This window comes from Massilia sp. CFBP9026, assembly GCF_034045165.1.
GTDB classification, from domain to species: Bacteria; Pseudomonadota; Gammaproteobacteria; order Burkholderiales; family Burkholderiaceae_D; genus Telluria; species Telluria arenae.
Genome location: NZ_JAXCWH010000003.1, coordinates 61,227 through 78,914, shown reverse-complemented (window position 1 = coordinate 78,914; position 17,688 = coordinate 61,227). Strand labels below are relative to the sequence as shown.

Sequence of the window (17,688 nt, the reverse complement as noted above, 5' to 3'; positions counted from 1 at the left end):
TGAAATTTTTAATTGAATGTCGAGAATAAAAGACCATTTTGCAATCGACTGCCGGGATAGAGCAGCCTGCGACTGATTCTTTGCAATTACCCTGCGGCAATCTATTAAAAAAATACCATCGAAGCGCCCCAGCCAGGCGCCGCGTCGATCGGCTGTGTCAGTCAGCCACCCCAAAGGCCCGCAGCAACGGCAGGCGTACCGCCTCGAAGGCCGTCGCCTGCACCTGCAAGGCCTGGCGTTGCTGCTCCGGCTCGAGCGCCTGTCCGTCGCGCATGATGCGGTGTCCCTGGGCCTGGAGCGCGTCGTCGGCGAAGGCGACCCATTCGGCGCTGCCGCCCTTGCCCAGGCTGCGCGCCAGCAAGAACAATTGATCGACGCGGCCCACCTGTACCGCGCCGCCGGTCACCGGCGAAGCCAGGCAATTGACATCCTCGGCGTAGCGCGCCAGGCCGCACAGCCGCGCATTCAGGCGCGCGGTACCGGCCCGGGCGGCGGCGATCGCCGGCTCGGGCTGGGCCGGATGCAGCACGCCGGTGCCGGCCAGGATCATCACCGCCTCGACGATGCGGGCCAGGTGCACGCCCTTCCCGGCCACCGCCGCCTCGATCTCGCCCAGCGAGCGCGGCGCGTGGTCGGCGAGCGCATCGAGGATGGGGCGATACACGTCTTCATGCAGGCTGGCCTCGCCCTGGACGCCGGACACCTTGAGCTTGACCTTGGCCGGGTCCTGGGCCAGGATCACGCGCTGCGCGCGCAGCCGCTCGGCGCGCTCGCCCGGCGCCAGGCGGCGCGCGCCGCGCACCCAGTAGTCGCGCCGGAACAGCCGGTTGACGATGAAGTCGCGGCTGGTTTCGCGCAGGCCGGCGTCGGGGATGGCGGCCAGCAGCGCCTGCTGTTCCGCGCTCAGGTTGAGCATCGGCACATGGTCGAGATAGTGTGCCGAGGCGCCAAATTGCAGCCGCGCCCCTTCCATCCAGCCGCGCATGCGGGCGAACGAGATCGGCATCCAGTCGCGGTTGAGGTATTCGTGTGCCAGGTAGCGCCGGTCGTGGCCGCGCAGGCGCTTGAGGTGTTCCAGCACCTGCGGGTTGGCCTTGCCATACACCGCGCCGGCCGCCATCAGCCGGTCGGCGAAGTCGAGCGCGGCGTCGATGCGCGCCGCCGGGCCGATGCCGGGCGCGTTCGAGGCCGCGTCGAAGCCGGCCATGAGCTCGGTGATCGGCCCCACCGCGGCCCAGCCCGGCTGGGTGTTGTAACTGACGTAGACCACCCCGCCCACTTTCAGCTTGCGCTCGATGAAATCGGCGATCACGCTGCGGTTGGCGTCCGAGATCCAGCTCCAGATACCGTGCAGCGCGATGAAGTCGAATTGCGGCAGGTCGTCGCGCCGGCAGAAGGCCCCGAATGCTTCGTCCGATAGATTGGCGGCCAGCGGCGTGCCGTCGGCCAACTCGCGCGCAAAGCCGACCTGGGCCGGATTGAAATCGGTGCCATGCCACGCCACGCCGGAAGCGGCGCCGTGGATGTTGACGCTCATGCCCTGGCCAAAACCGAGCTCGCAGGCGGTGTGGACCTCGGGCGGCACGATGCCGGCCTGCAGCAGGGCCAGGCGCGCGCGCAGGGGATTGAGCTCGGGATAGTAGCCGTAGGTGTAGGCCACCTCGGTCATGTAGCCGTCGGACCAGTCTTGCATGGGTTTCTCGTCAAAATGTAGTGGGCGAATCGGTCGCCCGCCGGTGCCGGTGACTCTAGCACGGCCCCGCGCCCCGGTTGGCGGGCGACGCAATGGCGTGGCAAGAAAAAAAAGCCCCGCTGCGCGCGGCAGCGGGGCCCCGCCGGGGACACCCGGCAGTCAGCGTTCAGCGCAAGCTCAGATCTCGGTCCCGACCAGGAAGATCTGCTCGGTGGTCGGGACGCCGTCGTTGAAGGCCGCCAGCACGGTCAGTTCGCCGGCATCGATCTCGTGATTGCCATCGTTGTCCGTAAAGCTGAGCAACACCGCCGAGTCGTGGGGTTCATCCTTGGCCAGGATCAGCAGGCTCTCGCCCGACGCCAGTTGCGTCAGGTCGATGCGCGCGTTGAGCATGTTCAGGGTATCCGAGCCGCTGATACCCAGTTCCTGGTACACGAAACGCCCCTGGATCGCGATCGGGACGGCTTCGGTCGTCGGCGTCACCACGGCGACGTCGCCTTGGGCGGCCCAATCGAGCTTGCCATTTGGCTGCTTCTCCACGATCGATGCGATCGAGTGCGAGATCGTGATCCTGTCATCGGCGCCGAAACCGAGGATCAGGTCGGCCCCATTGGCTTCAAGCGAGCGGTACTGGACGTTCACGGCGCCGTCATCGGCAATGATTACGTCGTTGCTTTTGCCCGTGATCAGCTCGGTCACGGTACCGTCACCGGCGGTGTACACGAAATTGGACAAGGTGTTCTCATCGTGGACAGCGCCGCCTTCGAGCAGAAGTTCATTCGCGACGACGAAGCCCGGCACCACGATGGCGCCGGCGCCCCCACCTGCGAACACGTATTGACCGGCCTTCACGAAACCGGTGGTGGTGGCGAAGGTTTCGTTGTTCCACTCGATCCGGTACACGCCGGCTTCGATGGTGCCGGTGAACTGAACCCTGCCACCGTTCTGGACATAGAAGTCTCCGCCGCCGGTGTAGCTCGGTGCCGGTTGGCCGGTACGCTCATCCGTCAGGCGCAACTCGCCGTTTTCCAACAAGCCGGTGGTGGAGGCCTGGTCCGCCACGATCGGCGCCGGCGTGGAGTGCAGGATCATGCCGCTGTCGTAGCCCGGGCGGAAAATAAAGCTCAGGCTCGTTATGCTCGACAGCACCGGCATCGGCGCCAGCGTGATGGCGCCGTCGGTGATGGTCAGCTTCGGCGTGGCGTAGCCGATGTCTTGCAGCAGGACGCTGTTGATGGTGCCCTGGTGGGTCCACTGCAGCAGGTGCGAGGTGCCCTTGGCATCGGTCAAGACATTTCCCTGCGAATCGAGTTCAACGCGCACCAGCGACACCTGGCTATCGGCGGTCGTGGTGAGGTAGCTGGTGCCGACGGTCTGCACGTCGTTGCCGAGGAATTGGAAGATCGAGAACACGTCGCCCGCTTCGGCGCCGGTGACCACGTCCATTCCCGCGACCGTGCCGCCGTTGACGAACACGCCGGTCAGCGTGTCGCCCGCTTCGTACGACAGGGTGCTGGGCACGCCATCCTTGACCAGGATGATGGTGTCACCGCCGGCGCCGCCGCCGATGACGTCGCTGCCACCGCGCGATTCGATCTTGTCGTGGCCGTCGCCGCCCCACAGGCTGTTATTGCCATCGTTGCCGATGAGCGTATCGTTGCCGCCAAAGCCCCACAGGTGCGATCCGGTGAGCGTCTCGCCGTCGCGGCTGCCGAGGGAGTAGAAACGGTCGCTGGCATCGACCAGGAGATCGCCGGAGCGCGTTTCCACGGACAGGTAACCCTCGACCTTCGCGAGCTGTTCACCGACGACGACGCTATTGCCGCCGACCGCGCCCTCCGAGGCGTGCTCCGACGTCACCGTCACCGGGCCAGCCAGCGAAGACAGCGCGATCCTGCCATCGGACTGGCTCTGGACCACCAGGCCACGCGGGCCGCCGAACACCGTAATGCCGGCCGGGCCGTCGATATCGAATTCGAAGTGTTGGCCGATATTACCGGCCGCATCGATCACGCGCACTTCGATGGTCGGGTCGAGCTTCGACAGGTCGATGCCTTTGAGCGTGGCGGTCCCGGACTTGTCGTCGATGGTGGCGGTGATCCACTGGTCGGCGTCCTTCACACGCCACTGGACCATGCCGTCGTCGCGGTACTCGAGATTGAAGGCGACGTCGACACTGTTTTTGTCGGTAATCAGGATGCCGGGGTTCGCGCCGACGATGCCCACCAGCGTCAGGTAGTCGGTCGGATTGTTCTGGTCAAAAATGATCGGCTGGGTGAGCGAGGCGACTTCCGTCAGGTCGGCATTGACCAGGCGCACTTGCACCGTGGTGAGCTTGTTGCCGATCACTTCCATGATGTTGACAAGGTTCGGGTGATTGCCGCCCACTTCCGCACCGAGGGTCAGGTCCAGGTGCGGCACGATGATGTTCTTGCCCACCGGCGCGATATCGAGCCAGCCCGCTTTCTCGTCGAACTTGTACTGGAATTTCTGGCCGCTGGCCGGGGTGCCGGTGAAGCTGAAACGGACGTCGGTGACTTCGCGGCTGGTGATGTTGTCGCCAGGCGTAGGATCGTTCTTGTCATGGTCGACGCCGGCGAACGTGATCGTCACGCCTTCTGCTGCCGGCGGGGTGACCGGACGCGGTGGGTACACGACGTCGATCGCGGCCGGCAAGCCGCCCTTGGCCAGCGCCGCGACCACATCCTGCAGCGTAGCCTTGGCGGGCATGACTTCAAGCACCTTGGCCATGCCGCCGCCGCGCAGCAGCGACTCGAGCGTGGCCGGGCTGCCGGCGGCCGCCTTGGCGACGTCGGCCAGGGCCTGGGCCAGGGTGACCGGGTCGAGCTGGCCGCGCGGGGTGTCGAACAGCGCCAGCAAGTTGGTGCCGGTGGCGATCGCATCGATCACGGCCGGGTTGGTCGAGGCGATATCGGCAAAGGCGACCGAGGCCGACACCAGCTTGGCCACGTCTTCCTGCGAGGCGCCCGGGGTGACAGCGCGCACCAGCACGCGCGCCGCCTCGACCGCGGCGTAGCCGGTGTAGTCGCTGCCCGACGTTTCGACCTGGGCGGTGAAGTCGGCGGCAGCCTGCTCGCGCAGCGTGACCAGGCGCGCGTCGGAGCCTTGCGCGCCGTTCAGGATAACGATGGCGACGTCGGCCAGCGAGGCATTGCCCTGCTCGACCACATTGGCCCAGTACGACAGGCCGGTGGCGTCCGGCGCGCGGTTGAACAGTTGCTGGTAGATCTCGGCGATGCGCTCGGCCGGGGTGTCGTCGCCGAAGCGGACCTTGGCTTCTTCGGAGTTGGCGAAGGCTTCGGTGATGACACGGTAGTCGCCGTTGTTGCTGGTCAGGTGCTCGGACCAGAACTTCAGGCCGGCGGGATCCGCTGGACGGCCGAAGAAAGCGAGGTAGAAGGAATTGACAGTCGATGCGTGGGGTGCGAGCGTGGTCATGGAATGATGAGTGAGTTGAGCGGTGATTGTCGCCCGCTGCCGGGGCAGCGGGGTACGGCGCCCGGCCGGGATGCCGGCCAGGCGCCGCCTGCGCCATCAGGGGGGTTACTCCGCGTAGGTGCCGATCACATTGATCTCGTCCGTGAGCGGGACATTGTCGAAGAAGGTCGCGATGACCTGCACTTCGCCGCCATTGATGATGCCGTTGCCATCGCTATCGCTGTAGTGCAGCAGGATGGCGCTTTCGGCCGCCGTGTCGCGCGCCAGGATCACGAGGTCGCGCGTGGCCAGCACCTGCACGTCCAGCGCGCGCAGCGTCTGCAGCGTCGCCGAATCGTCGTTGTCGAGCTCGCTGGTGACGATCACGCCCTCGATATCGATGGCGATGCCTTCATGGTGCGCCTCGAGCGTGCCGGACAACGCCCAGTCGATCATGCCGTTCTGGTTCTTGTCGATGGTGGTTTCCGCCACTCCCTGGAACAGTAGCTGGTCATCGCCGCCGAAGCCGATCAGCATGTCTTGCGCACTACTGTCGATATGTCCGTAGCGAATGTCCATCTGAACACCGCCACTCGCAAGGATCACGTCCTGCTGCGTGCCGGTGGTCAGTTGGATGGGGTTGGCGCCGTAGCCGGCGTACATCTTGCTGACATTGCTGCCGGCATCGTTCAGGGTGTAATTGATAGGCAAGAACGATGGGACGCTGAATCCGTCCTGGACGATGTTGCCGGCGACGCCGCCTGCGAACGTGATATCGTCCGCCGCGAGGTAGCCGCTATCGGTCGCGAAGGTATCCTTGTTGAAGCTCATAGTGTAGACGCCTGCCTCGAGCGCGCGGCCGAAGTGCATGTTCCCATCGATGCCGATGCCAAAGCCCGGGCCGCTGGTGTAGTCGCTGTCGGCCTGGGTGCTGGTCAGGGCGTTCTCCAGCCAGAAATTCTGGCCCGCGAGCAGGCCGTTGCCGACGCCCGAATGCACGATGCCGTCCGGCGTGCCGTCCAGGTAGAACGCGCTGTCGGTCGCAGTGAAGCTGTAGGCGATGCTCTTGTAGCTCGATGCCACGGGCGCCTCGACCAGCGTCATGGTCCCCGCATCGCGATTCACCTCGAGACCCAGCGCGGCGCCGCTGTAGTTGGTGAAGACGATGCTGTTGATGCCGATGGTGTCGGTCCACTGGACCATATAGGCCTTGCCGGTGCTGTCGGCCTGGAAGCGCGTGTTGGATTCGGCCAAACGACCCTGGATCACGGCGACCTGGCCGGAATCGTCGCTGAGCAGGTAACTGCCGGAGACCGTGCCAGGGCCGCTTGCGAAGATCTGGCCGACCTTGATCACATCGCCCGCTTCGGCGCCGGTGATGCGGTCCATGCCGGAGATGACCGTGCCGTCGCCGAACGAACCGAGCCTGGTGTCTTTTCCGTCATAGGCCAGGATGCTGGTCTTGCCATCGACGTTCATCGTGATCGTGTCGGCACCGGCGCCGCCCGAGATGAAGTCGTTGCCACCGTAGGCGAAAATGGTGTCATTCCCATTGCCGCCGCTGATGAAGTCGTTGCCCATGCCATACAGCGTGTCGTCGCCATCGAAGCCCCACAGATTGGAGCCCTTGAAGGTGTCGGCGCCATCGAAGCCCAGGTAGTAAGCAGGGCTGCCGCTCTCGGTCAGCGGTGCGCCTTGCGCGCGTTCGAGCGTCAGGGTGCCGGCGAAGGCCAGCGGCTGCTGGCCGATGTTCGCCGTACCGCCGTCCTGGCCGATCGCCCCGATCTGGACATTCCCCATGACGATCGCGCCTGCCGACGAACTGGTGACCTTCAGACCGGCGACGGTCTTTTCCACGCTCAGGCCGGCCGGACCGTCGATGTCCCAGCTCTGTTCGAAGCCGACGTTGCCTGCCGCGTCGATCACCTGCAGTTCGATGGTCGGGTCGGCCGCCGCCAGGTCGATGCCCTCGAGCGTGAAACTGCCATTGCTGTGATAGGCGTTGACGGTGACCCAGTCCGCGCTGCCCTTGACGCGCCACTGGACGATGCCATCGTCCTTGTGCGCGACGCCAAAGGTCAGGTCGACCTTGTCCTGGTCGGTCTTGAGCACGCCATCGAGTTCGCCCTCGATGCGCTGGAAGCTCAGCACTTCGGTCGGTTTGGTGTCGTCGAACGTGAATTCCAGCTTGTTCGACGCTACGCTGGCATTACCGGCGTAATTAATCTGACGTACCAGGAGTGCGCCGGTGGCGATGTCCAGCGTGCCCAGTTCGAGTTGGGGCACCACGCCGTCCTTGCTGACGCCGCCGAACGTCCAGCTCTTGCCGTCGTCGACCGAGTATTCCCAGCCAGTCACCCATGCATCGCCCAGTCCTTCGATGATCACGGTGCCATCGCTGGTGACGCCATCCTTATCGTCGATGCCGGTATCGTTGGCCAGGCGGATCGTCGGCGCATCCAGCGTTTCGCGGTTGAGATTGAAGCGCATTTCCTTCGCCTCGCTCGCGTTGCCGGCAGCATCGAGCTGGCGGACCTGGACCGTATGCATGCCGTCTTGCAGCGCCGGCAGGCTGTTCGTCCAGGTCGCCATGTTGGCGCCAGGAGACATGTACAGATACTGGACGATCGCGCCTTGTTCCAGGCCATCGATCGTGAAGCCGGCAACGTTGGTGTTACCAGTGCTAAATCCACCGAAATGGCTGGCGGTCGCATTCACGAGCGCAACGTCCAGCATCTCGGCAAAGCGGTCGAGCACGAGCGTCTCGGTAGCCGACAGGATTTCCTGCTTGTCGGCGCCGACCAGGCGCAGCTGCACCGTGGTCAGGACATCCTTGACCGGCTCCACTTCCATGATGCCCATGCGCGGCGGCGGCAGGTCTTGCGCGCCGATGGTCAGGTCGACGTCCTTGAGCACGACGACGCCGCGCGTGGAGGTATCGATGCCTGCGCTGATCCAGTGCTTGCCGCCATCGATGGTGTACTGGAAACTCTGGCCGGCATTGACAGCGCCGTCGTAGGTGAACTTGACGTCGGCCTTCTCGACCTTGGTGACGTGGTCCTTCAGGTCGCGGTCGCCCAGCCCCGATTCCACGCTGTCGAACTTGAGCAACGATACGGGCGTGGACGGCGACGGCGTCACCGGACGTGGCGGGTAGACGACCTCGATCGCGGCATCCAGGCCACCCGTAGCCAGCGCATCGACCACGTCCTGCAGGGTGGCGCGGGCCGGCATCACTTCCAGCACCTTTGCCATGCCACCGCCGCGCAGCAGCGACTCGAGCGTGGCCGGGCTGCCGGCGGCGGCTTTCGCGACGTCGGCCAGGGCCTGCACCAGCGTCACGGGGTCAAGCAGGCCGCGCGGGGTGTCGAACAGGGCCAGCAAGGTGCTGCCGGTGGCGATCGCCTCGATCACGGCCGGGTTGTTCGATGCGATATCGGTAAAGGCCGCGACGGCTTGCACCAGCGCGGCGATGTCTTCCTGCGACGCGTCCGAGGTCACGGCGCGCACCAGCACGCGCGCCGCTTCGACCGCGGCGTAGCCGGTGTAGGCGCTGCCGCCCTGCTCGACCAGGGCGGTGAAGTCGGCGGACGCCTGTTCGCGCAGGTCGGCCAGGCGCGCGTCGGCGCCTTGTGCACCGCCCAGGATCACGACGGCGACATCGGCCAGCGAGGCATGGCCCTGCTCGACCACATTGGCCCAGTAGGCCAGGCCGGCGGCGTCGGGCGCGCGGTTGAACAGCTGCTGGTAGATCTCGGCGATGCGCTCGGCCGGCGTGTCGTCGCCGAAGCGGACCCGGGCTTCCTCGGACGTGGCGAAGCCCTCGGTCATGAAGCGATGGTCGCCGCCGTTGCCGGCCAGGTGGCCAGACCAGAACGCCAGGCCGGCGGGATCGGCAGGACGGCCAAAGAAGGCGAGATAGAAGGAATTAACCGTGGTTTCGTAGGTAGAAAGTTCGCTCATTATCGATATCAGATGGTCAACGCATGGCCGAGTTGCCACGCACCATGAGTATGTATTCAAATGTAATTGCGAACAGGAAATAATTAATGCATTTAGCGTTTTTGTAGGGTTTTTCCTACATAAAAATAGCAAAATATTACGTAATTACGAAATTGTGTATTGCCTTAATCACATTAATTTTCAGTTTTTCGTATTTTTTGTCACTATGTGTAAGTGACCTATCTTCTATCAGCGCAACCTCCGATGAGAGCGAAACGACGACAGCCATAAAAAAGGCGCAGTACACGTTAGCTGTGGATGAGCATTGAACTGCTGAGCTGACTCGCGGTCCAATCCTGGTCGCCATCGCTCGGAGCGCGCCATGAAAGCGCCGAATTTTGAGGAGTTATTCGCGCAGCTAGCGTTGCTGAACCAGCCGCAGCGTCAGCAGGTGCTCGCAGCCCTGCATCCAGCAGCCGGGCTCGAGCGGGTGGTCGCCCTTATCGACGAGGCGGGCAGACCATCGATGCCATCACCGGCCGCGGCGCCTTGAAGGTGGCCCAACTGGTCAAGCATCTGCTGCCGAAACTCGATCCCCAGGCGCTGCTGGTCACCGACGCCAACGCCGCCTATCCCGCCTTCGCCCGTGCCCATGGCATCGCCCACCAGGCTGTCAATCGCAGCTCTGGCGAGCGAGTCCGCAACGGCGTCGAGGGCGCCATCCATGTCCAGAACGTCAACGCCTATCACCGGCGATTCAAGGAATGGCTGGCGCGTTTCCATGGCGTGGCGTCACGCTGGCTCCCCAACTACCTGGGCTGGCATTGGGCGCTCGATGGCGGGCGAGTCACGTCTGTCGAGCAATTGCTACGCATCGCGTTCGGGGTCATCAACACGTAACGATGACAGCGCCTTTTCGACCGTCGGTTTCGATCCACGGAAAACTTGCTATCCGTCTATAAATGCCGACTTTGCAGCTATAGCCGGCCGTTATTGCTGTCTATGCATCGCCAGCAAGCGCATCTGACTTTAACCTGTTTCAAATTGGAAACAGGTATTAATCTTTAATAAAGTCGGATCACATTCATGAAACTGCAGAACCTTAACATCGGCAAGCGCCTCGGCCTTGGCTTCGGCGCCATCGGCCTGATGCTGGTCGTGATGCTCGGCCTGAGCAACATCATGCTCGCCCGCGTCAACGACGGCACCCGCCTGCTCGTCACCAACCGCATTCCCGTCATCGAACTGACCGCGCGGCTCGAATCCGAGAACAACAATATCGCGATCGCCCTGCGCAATATGATGCTCAACGCCGATGCCGCCGACCGCCAGAAGCAGGTCGACCAGATCAGGGCGTCGCGCCGCGTGATGGACGAGATGCTGGCCGGCCTCGACAAGACGCTCGCCACGCCGCAGGGACGCGAGATCCTGGGCCGGATGACCAGCGCGAGCGGCAGTTACCTGGCCGGCCAGGAAGCGCTGCTCAAGCTGATCGCCGCCGGCGACGACGAAGGCGCCCGCACCTATCTGGCGCGCGAACTGCGCCCGGTCCTGGCACGGCTCAAGGGCGCCACCGCCGAGCAGATCACGCTGCAGAAGGAGCGCAGCGTGCGCGCCGGTATCGAGGCCGAAGACACCTACCGCAGCACGACCTGGCTGATGTCGATCGTGGGCGCGCTGGCGCTGGTGCTGGCCGCCGTGGTGGCGTGGTGGATCACGCGCTCGATCACGCGGCCCCTGGTCCGTGCGCTGGAGGTGGCCAATACCGTCGCCGCGGGCGACCTCACCAGCCGCATCGACGTCACCAGCCGCGACGAGACCGGCCAGCTGCTGCAGGCCCTCAAGACCATGAACGAAAACCTGGCGCGCACCGTCGGCACCGTGCGCGTGGGCACCGATACCATCGCAGTCGCCGCGGCCCAGGTGGCGTCGGGCAGCCAGGACCTGTCCAGCCGTACCGAACAGCAGGCGTCGGCATTGGAAGAAACGGCGTCGTCGATGGAAGAACTGACCTCGACCGTCAAGCAGAACGCCGACAACGCGCGCCAGGCCAACAAGCTGGCCGAATCGGCATCGAACGTCGCCGCGCGTGGCGGTGAAGTGATCCACCAGGTGGTGCATACCATGGACCAGATCAACGCCTCGTCGACCAAGATCACCGACATCATCGGCGTGATCGACGGCATCGCCTTCCAGACCAATATCCTGGCGCTGAACGCGGCGGTCGAAGCGGCCCGCGCCGGCGAGCAGGGCAGGGGCTTTGCGGTGGTGGCGAGCGAGGTGCGCAACCTTGCCCAGCGCTCGGCGGCGGCGGCCAGGGAGATCAAGGGGCTGATCGGCGATTCGAGCGGCAAGGTGGCTGACGGCAGCCGGCTGGTGGCCGAGGCGGGCGCGACGATGCAGGAGATCGTCGAGAGTGTACGCCGCGTGACCGACATCATGGCCGAGATCAGCGCCGCCAGCCAGGAGCAGACCGCCGGCATCGAACAGATCAACGGCGCGGTGGCGCAGATGGACGAAGGCACGCAGCAGAACGCCGCGCTGGTGGAAGAAGCCGCCGCGGCGTCGGCCTCGATGCAGGAGCAGGCGGCCAAATTGGCGCAGGCGGTAGGCGTGTTCCGGATCGACGGCGAGCAGGCGCGGGCGGCGGCCCCGCAGCGGGTCCTGGTGGCGCCGCAGCGCGTGCCGAGGATTGCACCGCGGGTGGCGCCGGCACGGACGGCTGCGCAGCCGGCAGCTTCCAGGAACAAGATGCCTGTCGCAGCGGGCGAGTGGGAAGAGTTCTGAGTTCTGGAGCAGTGAGCAGATGACGGCAAGCCTGGGCTTGCCGTTTTTTTGTCATATTTGACATTATTTATTGTCAAAATAGTGCATATCGTCCAGAAAACGTAACAATCAGACCAATACTCCCATTTTGTTAGCGTGCACACATCGTCATAGTTCGAACTAGAACTTACTCTAATTTCCGATTGGCAATATCTATTATTAGATTGGAAAGAGGAGCACACATGAAGTTAGCAAACCTGAGTATCGGCAAGCGCCTGGCGCTGGGATTCGGCGCCGTCAGCCTGATGCTGGTGCTGATCAGCGCCCTGAGCAATGCCTCCATCCTGCGCCTGAACAACGGCACCAGGGAGATCGTCGAGCACCGCATCCCGGCCATCGAGATGAGCAACCGGATCGACGCCCAGATCAACATCATCGCCATCGCCGCCCGCAATATGATGCTCAACGCCGATCCGGCCGACCGCGGGCAGCAGATGCAGGCGATCGACAACGCGCGCAAGGTGATGACCACGACCCTGGCCGAGATCGAGCCGACCCTGATGGCGCATGCCGAATCGATCGGCATCCTGCGCCGCATGGAAGCGGCCAGCGCCAGCTACCTGGCCGGCGCCGACCAGCTGATCAAGCTGATCCAGGCGGGCGAGGACGAGCAGGCCAGGGCTTACCTGGTCAATGAGCTGCGTCCACGCCTGGCCGCCCTGCAGGAAGCCACCGGCGCCGAACTGGCATTGCAAAAGCAGTTCAGCACAGCGGCGGCGCAGGATGCGGCCGCGACCTACGGCAGCACCATCCGCCAGACCTGGGGCCTGGGCCTGTTTGCGCTGGCGCTGGCCGCGGGCATCGCCTTCTGGATCACGCGCTCGATCACGCGTCCGCTCGGGCGTGCGCTGGACGTGGCCAATACCGTGGCCGCGGGCGACCTCACCAGCCGCATCGAGGTCACCACCCGCGACGAAACGGGCCAGCTGCTGCAGGCCCTGAAGACCATGAACGAAAGCCTGGCGCGCACTGTCGGCGCCGTGCGCGCCGGCACCGACACCATCGCGGTGGCGGCCGAGCAGGTCGCCGCCGGCAGCCTGGACTTATCAAGCCGCACCGAGCAGCAGGCCGGCGCGCTGGAAGAAACCGCGTCGTCGATGGAAGAGCTGACCTCGACCGTGCGCCAGAACGCCGACAATGCGCGCCAGGCCAATACGCTGGCCGAATCGGCGTCCGGCGTGGCCGCGCGCGGCGGTGACGTCATCCACCAGGTGGTCGACACGATGGACGAGATCCAGGCGTCGTCCAGCAAGATCAGCGACATCATCGGCGTCATCGACGGCATCGCTTTCCAGACCAATATCCTGGCGCTGAACGCGGCGGTGGAAGCGGCGCGGGCCGGCGAGCAGGGACGCGGCTTCGCGGTGGTGGCGACCGAAGTGCGCAACCTGGCCCAGCGCTCGGCGGCGGCGGCCAAGGAAATCAAGGTGCTGATCGGCGACTCGAGCGACAAGGTGGCCAATGGCAGCCGGCTGGTGGCCCAGGCCGGCGCCACGATGGAGGAGATCGTCGACAGCGTGCGCCGCGTGACGGACATCATGGCCGAGATCAGCGCGGCCAGCCTGGAGCAGACCGCCGGCATCGAACAGATCAACGGCGCGGTGGCGCAGATGGACGAAGGCACGCAGCAGAACGCGGCCCTGGTCGAGGAAACCGCTGCCGCATCGAATGCGATGCAGGAGCAGGCGGCGCGGCTGGCGCAGGCGGTGGCGGTATTCCGGATCGCTGCCGGTCCGGTAGTCGAAGCGCCAAGGCCGGTCACCCACGCGCCGACGCGCAAGCGTCCGGCGGTCGCCGGCCCGGCGGCGGCGCCGGCGTTCTAAAGGAATCGAACGACCAAAGAAAAACGGCAAGCCGCAAGGCTTGCCGTTTTTCTTTGCACTTCAAGCCCGGTGGCGAGCACCCGGCTTGAGGCTACGTCGCTTAGAACGAGTGACGCACGCCGATGTTGTAGACCTGTGGGTCCGAACCGAAGGCGTTTGCAGGCATGGCGATCGGGCTGCCCGAGCCGGCCAGCGAGAACACGCCGGTGCTGTTGTTACGCAGCTTGGCGTACGAAGCGTACACGTTGGTGCGCTTCGACAGGGTGTAGGTGTAGGCCAGGGTGATTGCCTTGCCTTCTGCATCGCCCAGTTCCTGCTCTTGCTGCTGGTAGTTCAGGTAGACGCGGTTGGCGCCGAAGCCGTACGACACACCGGCGTTCATCTGCTCGTACTTGTTGTTGATGCCGCCAACCAGTTCCGGATCCGAAGCCAGGTAGCCGCCGCGGACTTCGAAGTCGCCGAACTTGTAGCCCAGGCCGACGCCGTATTCCTTGCTGTCGCCCGATGGCAGGTCTTCCTTGTTCTGGTAGGCGGCGCCGGCGTAGAAGCCTGCGTTCGCGTATTCCAGCGACACGCCGGTGATGTCGCCGGTGTCTTGCGCGGCGGTCTCGTTACGCTCGCCCGCGCCGTAGGCTGCGCGCACGGTGAAGCCGTTCAGGGCGTTGCTCTGGTAGTTGACCGAGTTGTCCAGGCGGCGGGTCAGGCGGGTCGCGCTGAATGCAACCAGGTTCGAGCCGTAGAAGCCCTGGCCCAGGGTGTCCGAAGCGCTGGCGATGGCAGCGATCGGGCCGTATTCACGGCCGACGGTCACGGTACCGAAGGCGCCTTGCAGGCCGACCACGGCGCGGCGGTCGAACAGACGCGAGTTGGTCGCGCCGGTGTCGGCGGCGACAGCGGCTTCGATGTTGAACAGTGCTTTCAGGCCATTGCCCAGGTCTTCGGTACCGCGGAAGCCGAGACGGCTTGCCGACTGGGTGCCCGACGACACGACGGTGCGGCTGCTTTCGCCTGGCGCATCGGTGTTTTCGACGCCGATCGAGGCGTCGATCATGCCGTACATGGTGACGCTGGTTTGTGCTTGGGCGACCAGTGGGAGTGCCGACACGAGGGCGATGGCAAGAATTTTGTGCTTCATGGATGTCTCTCCAGTGTTTGTTTGTGAAATAGCCTATTTATGATGACATGCCAGACGGACATTTGTCATCGGTCGACGTCCAATCGAAACGGGGTCGAAACTCCCAATTGACAAGCGCAAATCGCCTCTGTGTGACAGCGTTCTCATAGGAGAACCCTGTCCTGGCGGGGTTTCCGGGAGATGCGTAAAGGCGCGAACGACACGCCTGAATTATTGCCTAACGTTAACTTATTGCGTTGCAATAACGCCACATATTCGCTCTTGACATCTGTTGCAGTGCGCAATAACGGTGCGAGCCCATGTGTCCAGAGCAAATGCGACAGCAGCCGGCGATGCGCGCCTGGACACACTCTTCGCTGTTGCCGAACACAAATCGACGGTCCCCATATTTGGCATCGCACTATGCATATGCATTTTTTGCACCGCAGCGGTGCATGGCCGCCAGGCACGCCGGCGCGTTTTCGCGCCTGGGACTTGACAGGAGCCTTGATACATAAACTGGTATCGACGCGCCAGAAAATTTGACCGGGACGCTCTCCACCGACCACGATTACGCGATGGGCTGGTTGTGGGCCGACGAGGATGCCGACCTGCTCGACCCGGCATCGTGGACCAAGTCGGCGCAGCCCGGTTTGCGGTCGTGCTACGATCACGGCGTCTATGGCCCGGGCCACAACAGCTTCACCTATGCCGAAGACGACGACACTGTCATGCTGGTCTACCACGCGCGCACCCATACCGAGATCGTCGGCGATTCGCTCTGGAATCCGGACCGCCACACTTTCGTGAAACCGCTGCGCTGGGATGAACAGCGCATGCCGGTGTTCGGCCGTCCTTCCACTTATCGATGTGTTGATTGAGGATTCGAACAACGTGCAAACCGGTATCACGCAAGCGCCATTCGGCCAGCTGCCCGACGGCAGGGCCATCACCCAGTTCACGCTGACCAATGCCAAGGGCATGGTGGCGAAGATCATCGACTATGGCGGCGTCATCACCGAGCTGCATGCGCCCGACCGCGACGGCAACTTCGCCGATGTGGTGCTGGGGTTCGACACGCTCGAACCCTATCGGACCGACAGCCCATATATTGGCGCGCTGATCGGCCGCTACGGCAACCGCATCCGGCACGGGCGCTTCACACTCGACGGACATGAAGTGGAACTGCCGGTCAATAACGGCAGCAACCACCTGCATGGCGGCCCGGATGGTTTCGATCGTGTCAAATGGGAGGCCACGGTCGACGGCGACAGCCTGCGCCTGCAATATCGCAGCGTCGATGGCGAGATGGGCTATCCGGGCAACCTCGATGCGACCGTCACCTACACGCTCAACGACGATAACGAGCTGGTGGTGTCCTTCCACGCCGTCACCGACAAGGCGACGCCGGTCAACCTGACCCAGCACAGCTACTTCAACCTGGCCGGCGACGGCGACATCCTCGGCCACATCCTGGGCATTGAGGCCGATGCCTTCGTGGCCATCGACGCCGATTCGATCCCGACCGGCGAACTGACGCCGGTGACGGGCACGCCATTCGACTTCCGCATGCCGCGCCCGATCGGCGAGCGGATCGGCCAGCCGGACAAGCAACTGCGCCATGGCGGCGGCTACGACCACAATTTCGTGCTTAACAAGCCGCAGGAGAAATCCTTGAGCCGTGCGGCGCGTGCGTACGATCCGGGTTCGGGCCGCGTGCTGGAATTGTGGACCGAGGAGCCGGGCGTGCAGTTCTACAGCGGGAACTTCCTCGACGGTTCGCTCGCGGGCAAGGGCAGGACCTACCAGTACCGCAGCGGCTTCTGCCTGGAGCCGCAGCATTTCCCGGATTCGCCGAACCAGCCGCACTTCCCGACCACGATCCTGCGTCCGGGACAGGTGTACCAGACCGAATCGCGCTTTCGCTTTATGGTGGAGCCGGGCGCATGATGGACGTGCTGCTCGACGCCGGGCACGAGCTCGGCGAATGCGTGCTGTGGTGCGAGCGTTCGGGCCGGCTACTGTGGACCGACATCCCGGCCGCGACCCTGTGGTCGCATACGCCGTCCAGCGGGCGCACCGTCAGTTGGAAGATGCCCGAGCGCCTGTGCTGCTTCGCGCTCACCGGCAGCGACGATCGCCTGCTGCTGGGGCTTGCCTCCGGCCTGGCCTTCTTCACTTTCTCGAGCGGCAAGGTCACGCGCATCGTCGACGTCGAAGCGGATAATCCATCGACGCGCCTGAACGATGGACGCTGCGACCGCCAGGGACGCTTCGTGTTCGGCATGTTCAACCAGGACGAGAACCCGAAGCGCGCGGTGGGCGGCTTTTATCGCCTGAACCTCGACCTGTCGCTCGAGCAGCTGCCGCTGCCGCATGCGGCGATCGCCAACAGCATTTGCTTCAGCCCCGACGGCCGGCGCATGTATTTCGCCGACTCGCAAGAGAAGGCGATCCTGTACGCTGACTACAACCCCTGCAGCGCCGAAGTCGGGCGGGTGCACACCTTCGTCGCGGCCGATGCCGCGCCGGGCGAACCGGATGGCTCCACGGTCGATGCCGAGGGCTATCTGTGGAGCACGCGCTGGGGCGCGGGGCAGGTGATGCGCTTTGCGCCGGATGGCAGGCTCGATCGGGTGGTGTCGCTCGCCGCGCCGCAGCCGAGCTGCCCGGTATTCGGCGGGCCAGATCTGTCGACCCTGTTCGTCACCAGCGCCCATGTGGGCATGACGGCGGGCGACCGGAAGGCGGCGCCGCTGTCGGGCGCGGTGTTCCACCAGTCCCTGGACGTGCGCGGCCTGCCCGAGGCGCGCTTTCTCCACCGCTGACCTTCATTTCGGGCGGCCAGCGCC

At 64.5% G+C, this 17,688-nt stretch carries 10 protein-coding genes and 1 pseudogene; 7 read left to right on the top strand and 4 right to left on the bottom strand.

Going from position 1 to position 17,688, the window contains the following annotated elements; translation table 11 throughout:
* Positions 1 to 157 precede the first annotated feature (157 nt).
* From SOM28_RS08815 to SOM28_RS08805, 3 genes are all read right to left on the bottom strand, one after another.
* Positions 158 to 1,693, bottom strand: a complete 1,536-nt coding sequence (locus SOM28_RS08815; RefSeq protein WP_320467880.1) for a methyltransferase regulatory domain-containing protein — start codon at positions 1,691 to 1,693, stop codon at positions 158 to 160.
* Between the two features lie 177 nt (positions 1,694 to 1,870).
* Positions 1,871 to 5,152 (bottom strand): DUF4214 domain-containing protein, encoded by a 3,282-nt coding sequence (locus tag SOM28_RS08810; protein WP_320467879.1) that lies wholly within the window; start codon positions 5,150 to 5,152, stop codon positions 1,871 to 1,873.
* A gap of 105 nt (positions 5,153 to 5,257) precedes the next feature.
* Positions 5,258 to 9,094, bottom strand: a complete 3,837-nt coding sequence (locus SOM28_RS08805; protein ID WP_320467878.1) for a DUF4214 domain-containing protein — start codon at positions 9,092 to 9,094, stop codon at positions 5,258 to 5,260.
* 361 nt (positions 9,095 to 9,455) lie between these two features.
* Between SOM28_RS08805 and SOM28_RS08800 the strand changes: the two genes are divergently transcribed.
* The 4 genes and pseudogenes from SOM28_RS08800 to SOM28_RS08785 all read left to right on the top strand — a co-directional run bounded on the left by SOM28_RS08800 (position 9,456) and on the right by SOM28_RS08785 (position 13,722).
* On the top strand, positions 9,456 to 9,626 hold the full coding sequence (locus SOM28_RS08800) for a hypothetical protein (protein ID WP_320467877.1): 171 nt from the start codon (positions 9,456 to 9,458) through the stop codon (positions 9,624 to 9,626).
* Positions 9,581 to 9,973, top strand: a pseudogene (locus tag SOM28_RS08795) (IS1595 family transposase); the annotation flags it as partial. The gene SOM28_RS08800 and the pseudogene SOM28_RS08795, both read left to right, overlap by 46 nt.
* Before the next feature lie 186 nt (positions 9,974 to 10,159).
* Complete coding sequence (locus SOM28_RS08790; protein ID WP_320467876.1) at positions 10,160 to 11,860, top strand: methyl-accepting chemotaxis protein; 1,701 nt, start codon at positions 10,160 to 10,162, stop codon at positions 11,858 to 11,860.
* A 221-nt stretch (positions 11,861 to 12,081) separates the two neighbouring features.
* Positions 12,082 to 13,722: a methyl-accepting chemotaxis protein gene (locus SOM28_RS08785; protein ID WP_320467875.1), complete on the top strand. Its 1,641-nt coding sequence runs from the start codon at positions 12,082 to 12,084 to the stop codon at positions 13,720 to 13,722.
* A gap of 100 nt (positions 13,723 to 13,822) precedes the next feature.
* On the opposite strand, the gene SOM28_RS08780 is transcribed toward SOM28_RS08785, so the two are convergent.
* Entirely contained in the window at positions 13,823 to 14,857 is a 1,035-nt protein-coding gene (locus SOM28_RS08780; RefSeq protein WP_123071510.1) for a porin, read from the bottom strand.
* Between the two features lie 521 nt (positions 14,858 to 15,378).
* On the opposite strand from SOM28_RS08780, the gene SOM28_RS08775 reads away from it, so the two are divergent.
* Genes SOM28_RS08775 through SOM28_RS08765 form a run of 3 tightly spaced genes read left to right on the top strand, consistent with a single transcriptional unit; the run spans position 15,379 to position 17,664 of the window.
* On the top strand, positions 15,379 to 15,717 hold the full coding sequence (locus SOM28_RS08775) for a family 43 glycosylhydrolase (RefSeq protein WP_229415074.1): 339 nt from the start codon (positions 15,379 to 15,381) through the stop codon (positions 15,715 to 15,717).
* Between the two features lie 13 nt (positions 15,718 to 15,730).
* Positions 15,731 to 16,786: an aldose epimerase family protein gene (locus SOM28_RS08770; RefSeq protein ID WP_123071515.1), complete on the top strand. Its 1,056-nt coding sequence runs from the start codon at positions 15,731 to 15,733 to the stop codon at positions 16,784 to 16,786.
* Complete coding sequence (locus SOM28_RS08765; protein ID WP_320467874.1) at positions 16,783 to 17,664, top strand: SMP-30/gluconolactonase/LRE family protein; 882 nt, start codon at positions 16,783 to 16,785, stop codon at positions 17,662 to 17,664. The genes SOM28_RS08770 and SOM28_RS08765 overlap by 4 nt, the downstream gene beginning before the upstream one ends.
* Positions 17,665 to 17,688: the final 24 nt, after the last annotated feature.

Bases quoted from the DNA above. Each gene is read 5' to 3' on its own strand.
- SOM28_RS08810 (WP_320467879.1), bottom strand. From the start codon at position 5,152: ATGACCACGCTCGCACCCCACGCATCGACTGTCAATTCCTTCTACCTC.
- SOM28_RS08780 (WP_123071510.1), bottom strand. From the start codon at position 14,857: ATGAAGCACAAAATTCTTGCCATCGCCCTCGTGTCGGCACTCCCACTG.
- SOM28_RS08800 (WP_320467877.1), top strand. From the start codon at position 9,456: ATGAAAGCGCCGAATTTTGAGGAGTTATTCGCGCAGCTAGCGTTGCTG.
- SOM28_RS08785 (WP_320467875.1), top strand. From the start codon at position 12,082: ATGAAGTTAGCAAACCTGAGTATCGGCAAGCGCCTGGCGCTGGGATTC.
- SOM28_RS08765 (WP_320467874.1), top strand. From the start codon at position 16,783: ATGATGGACGTGCTGCTCGACGCCGGGCACGAGCTCGGCGAATGCGTG.
- SOM28_RS08805 (WP_320467878.1), bottom strand. From the start codon at position 9,094: ATGAGCGAACTTTCTACCTACGAAACCACGGTTAATTCCTTCTATCTC.
- SOM28_RS08815 (WP_320467880.1), bottom strand. From the start codon at position 1,693: ATGCAAGACTGGTCCGACGGCTACATGACCGAGGTGGCCTACACCTAC.
- SOM28_RS08790 (WP_320467876.1), top strand. From the start codon at position 10,160: ATGAAACTGCAGAACCTTAACATCGGCAAGCGCCTCGGCCTTGGCTTC.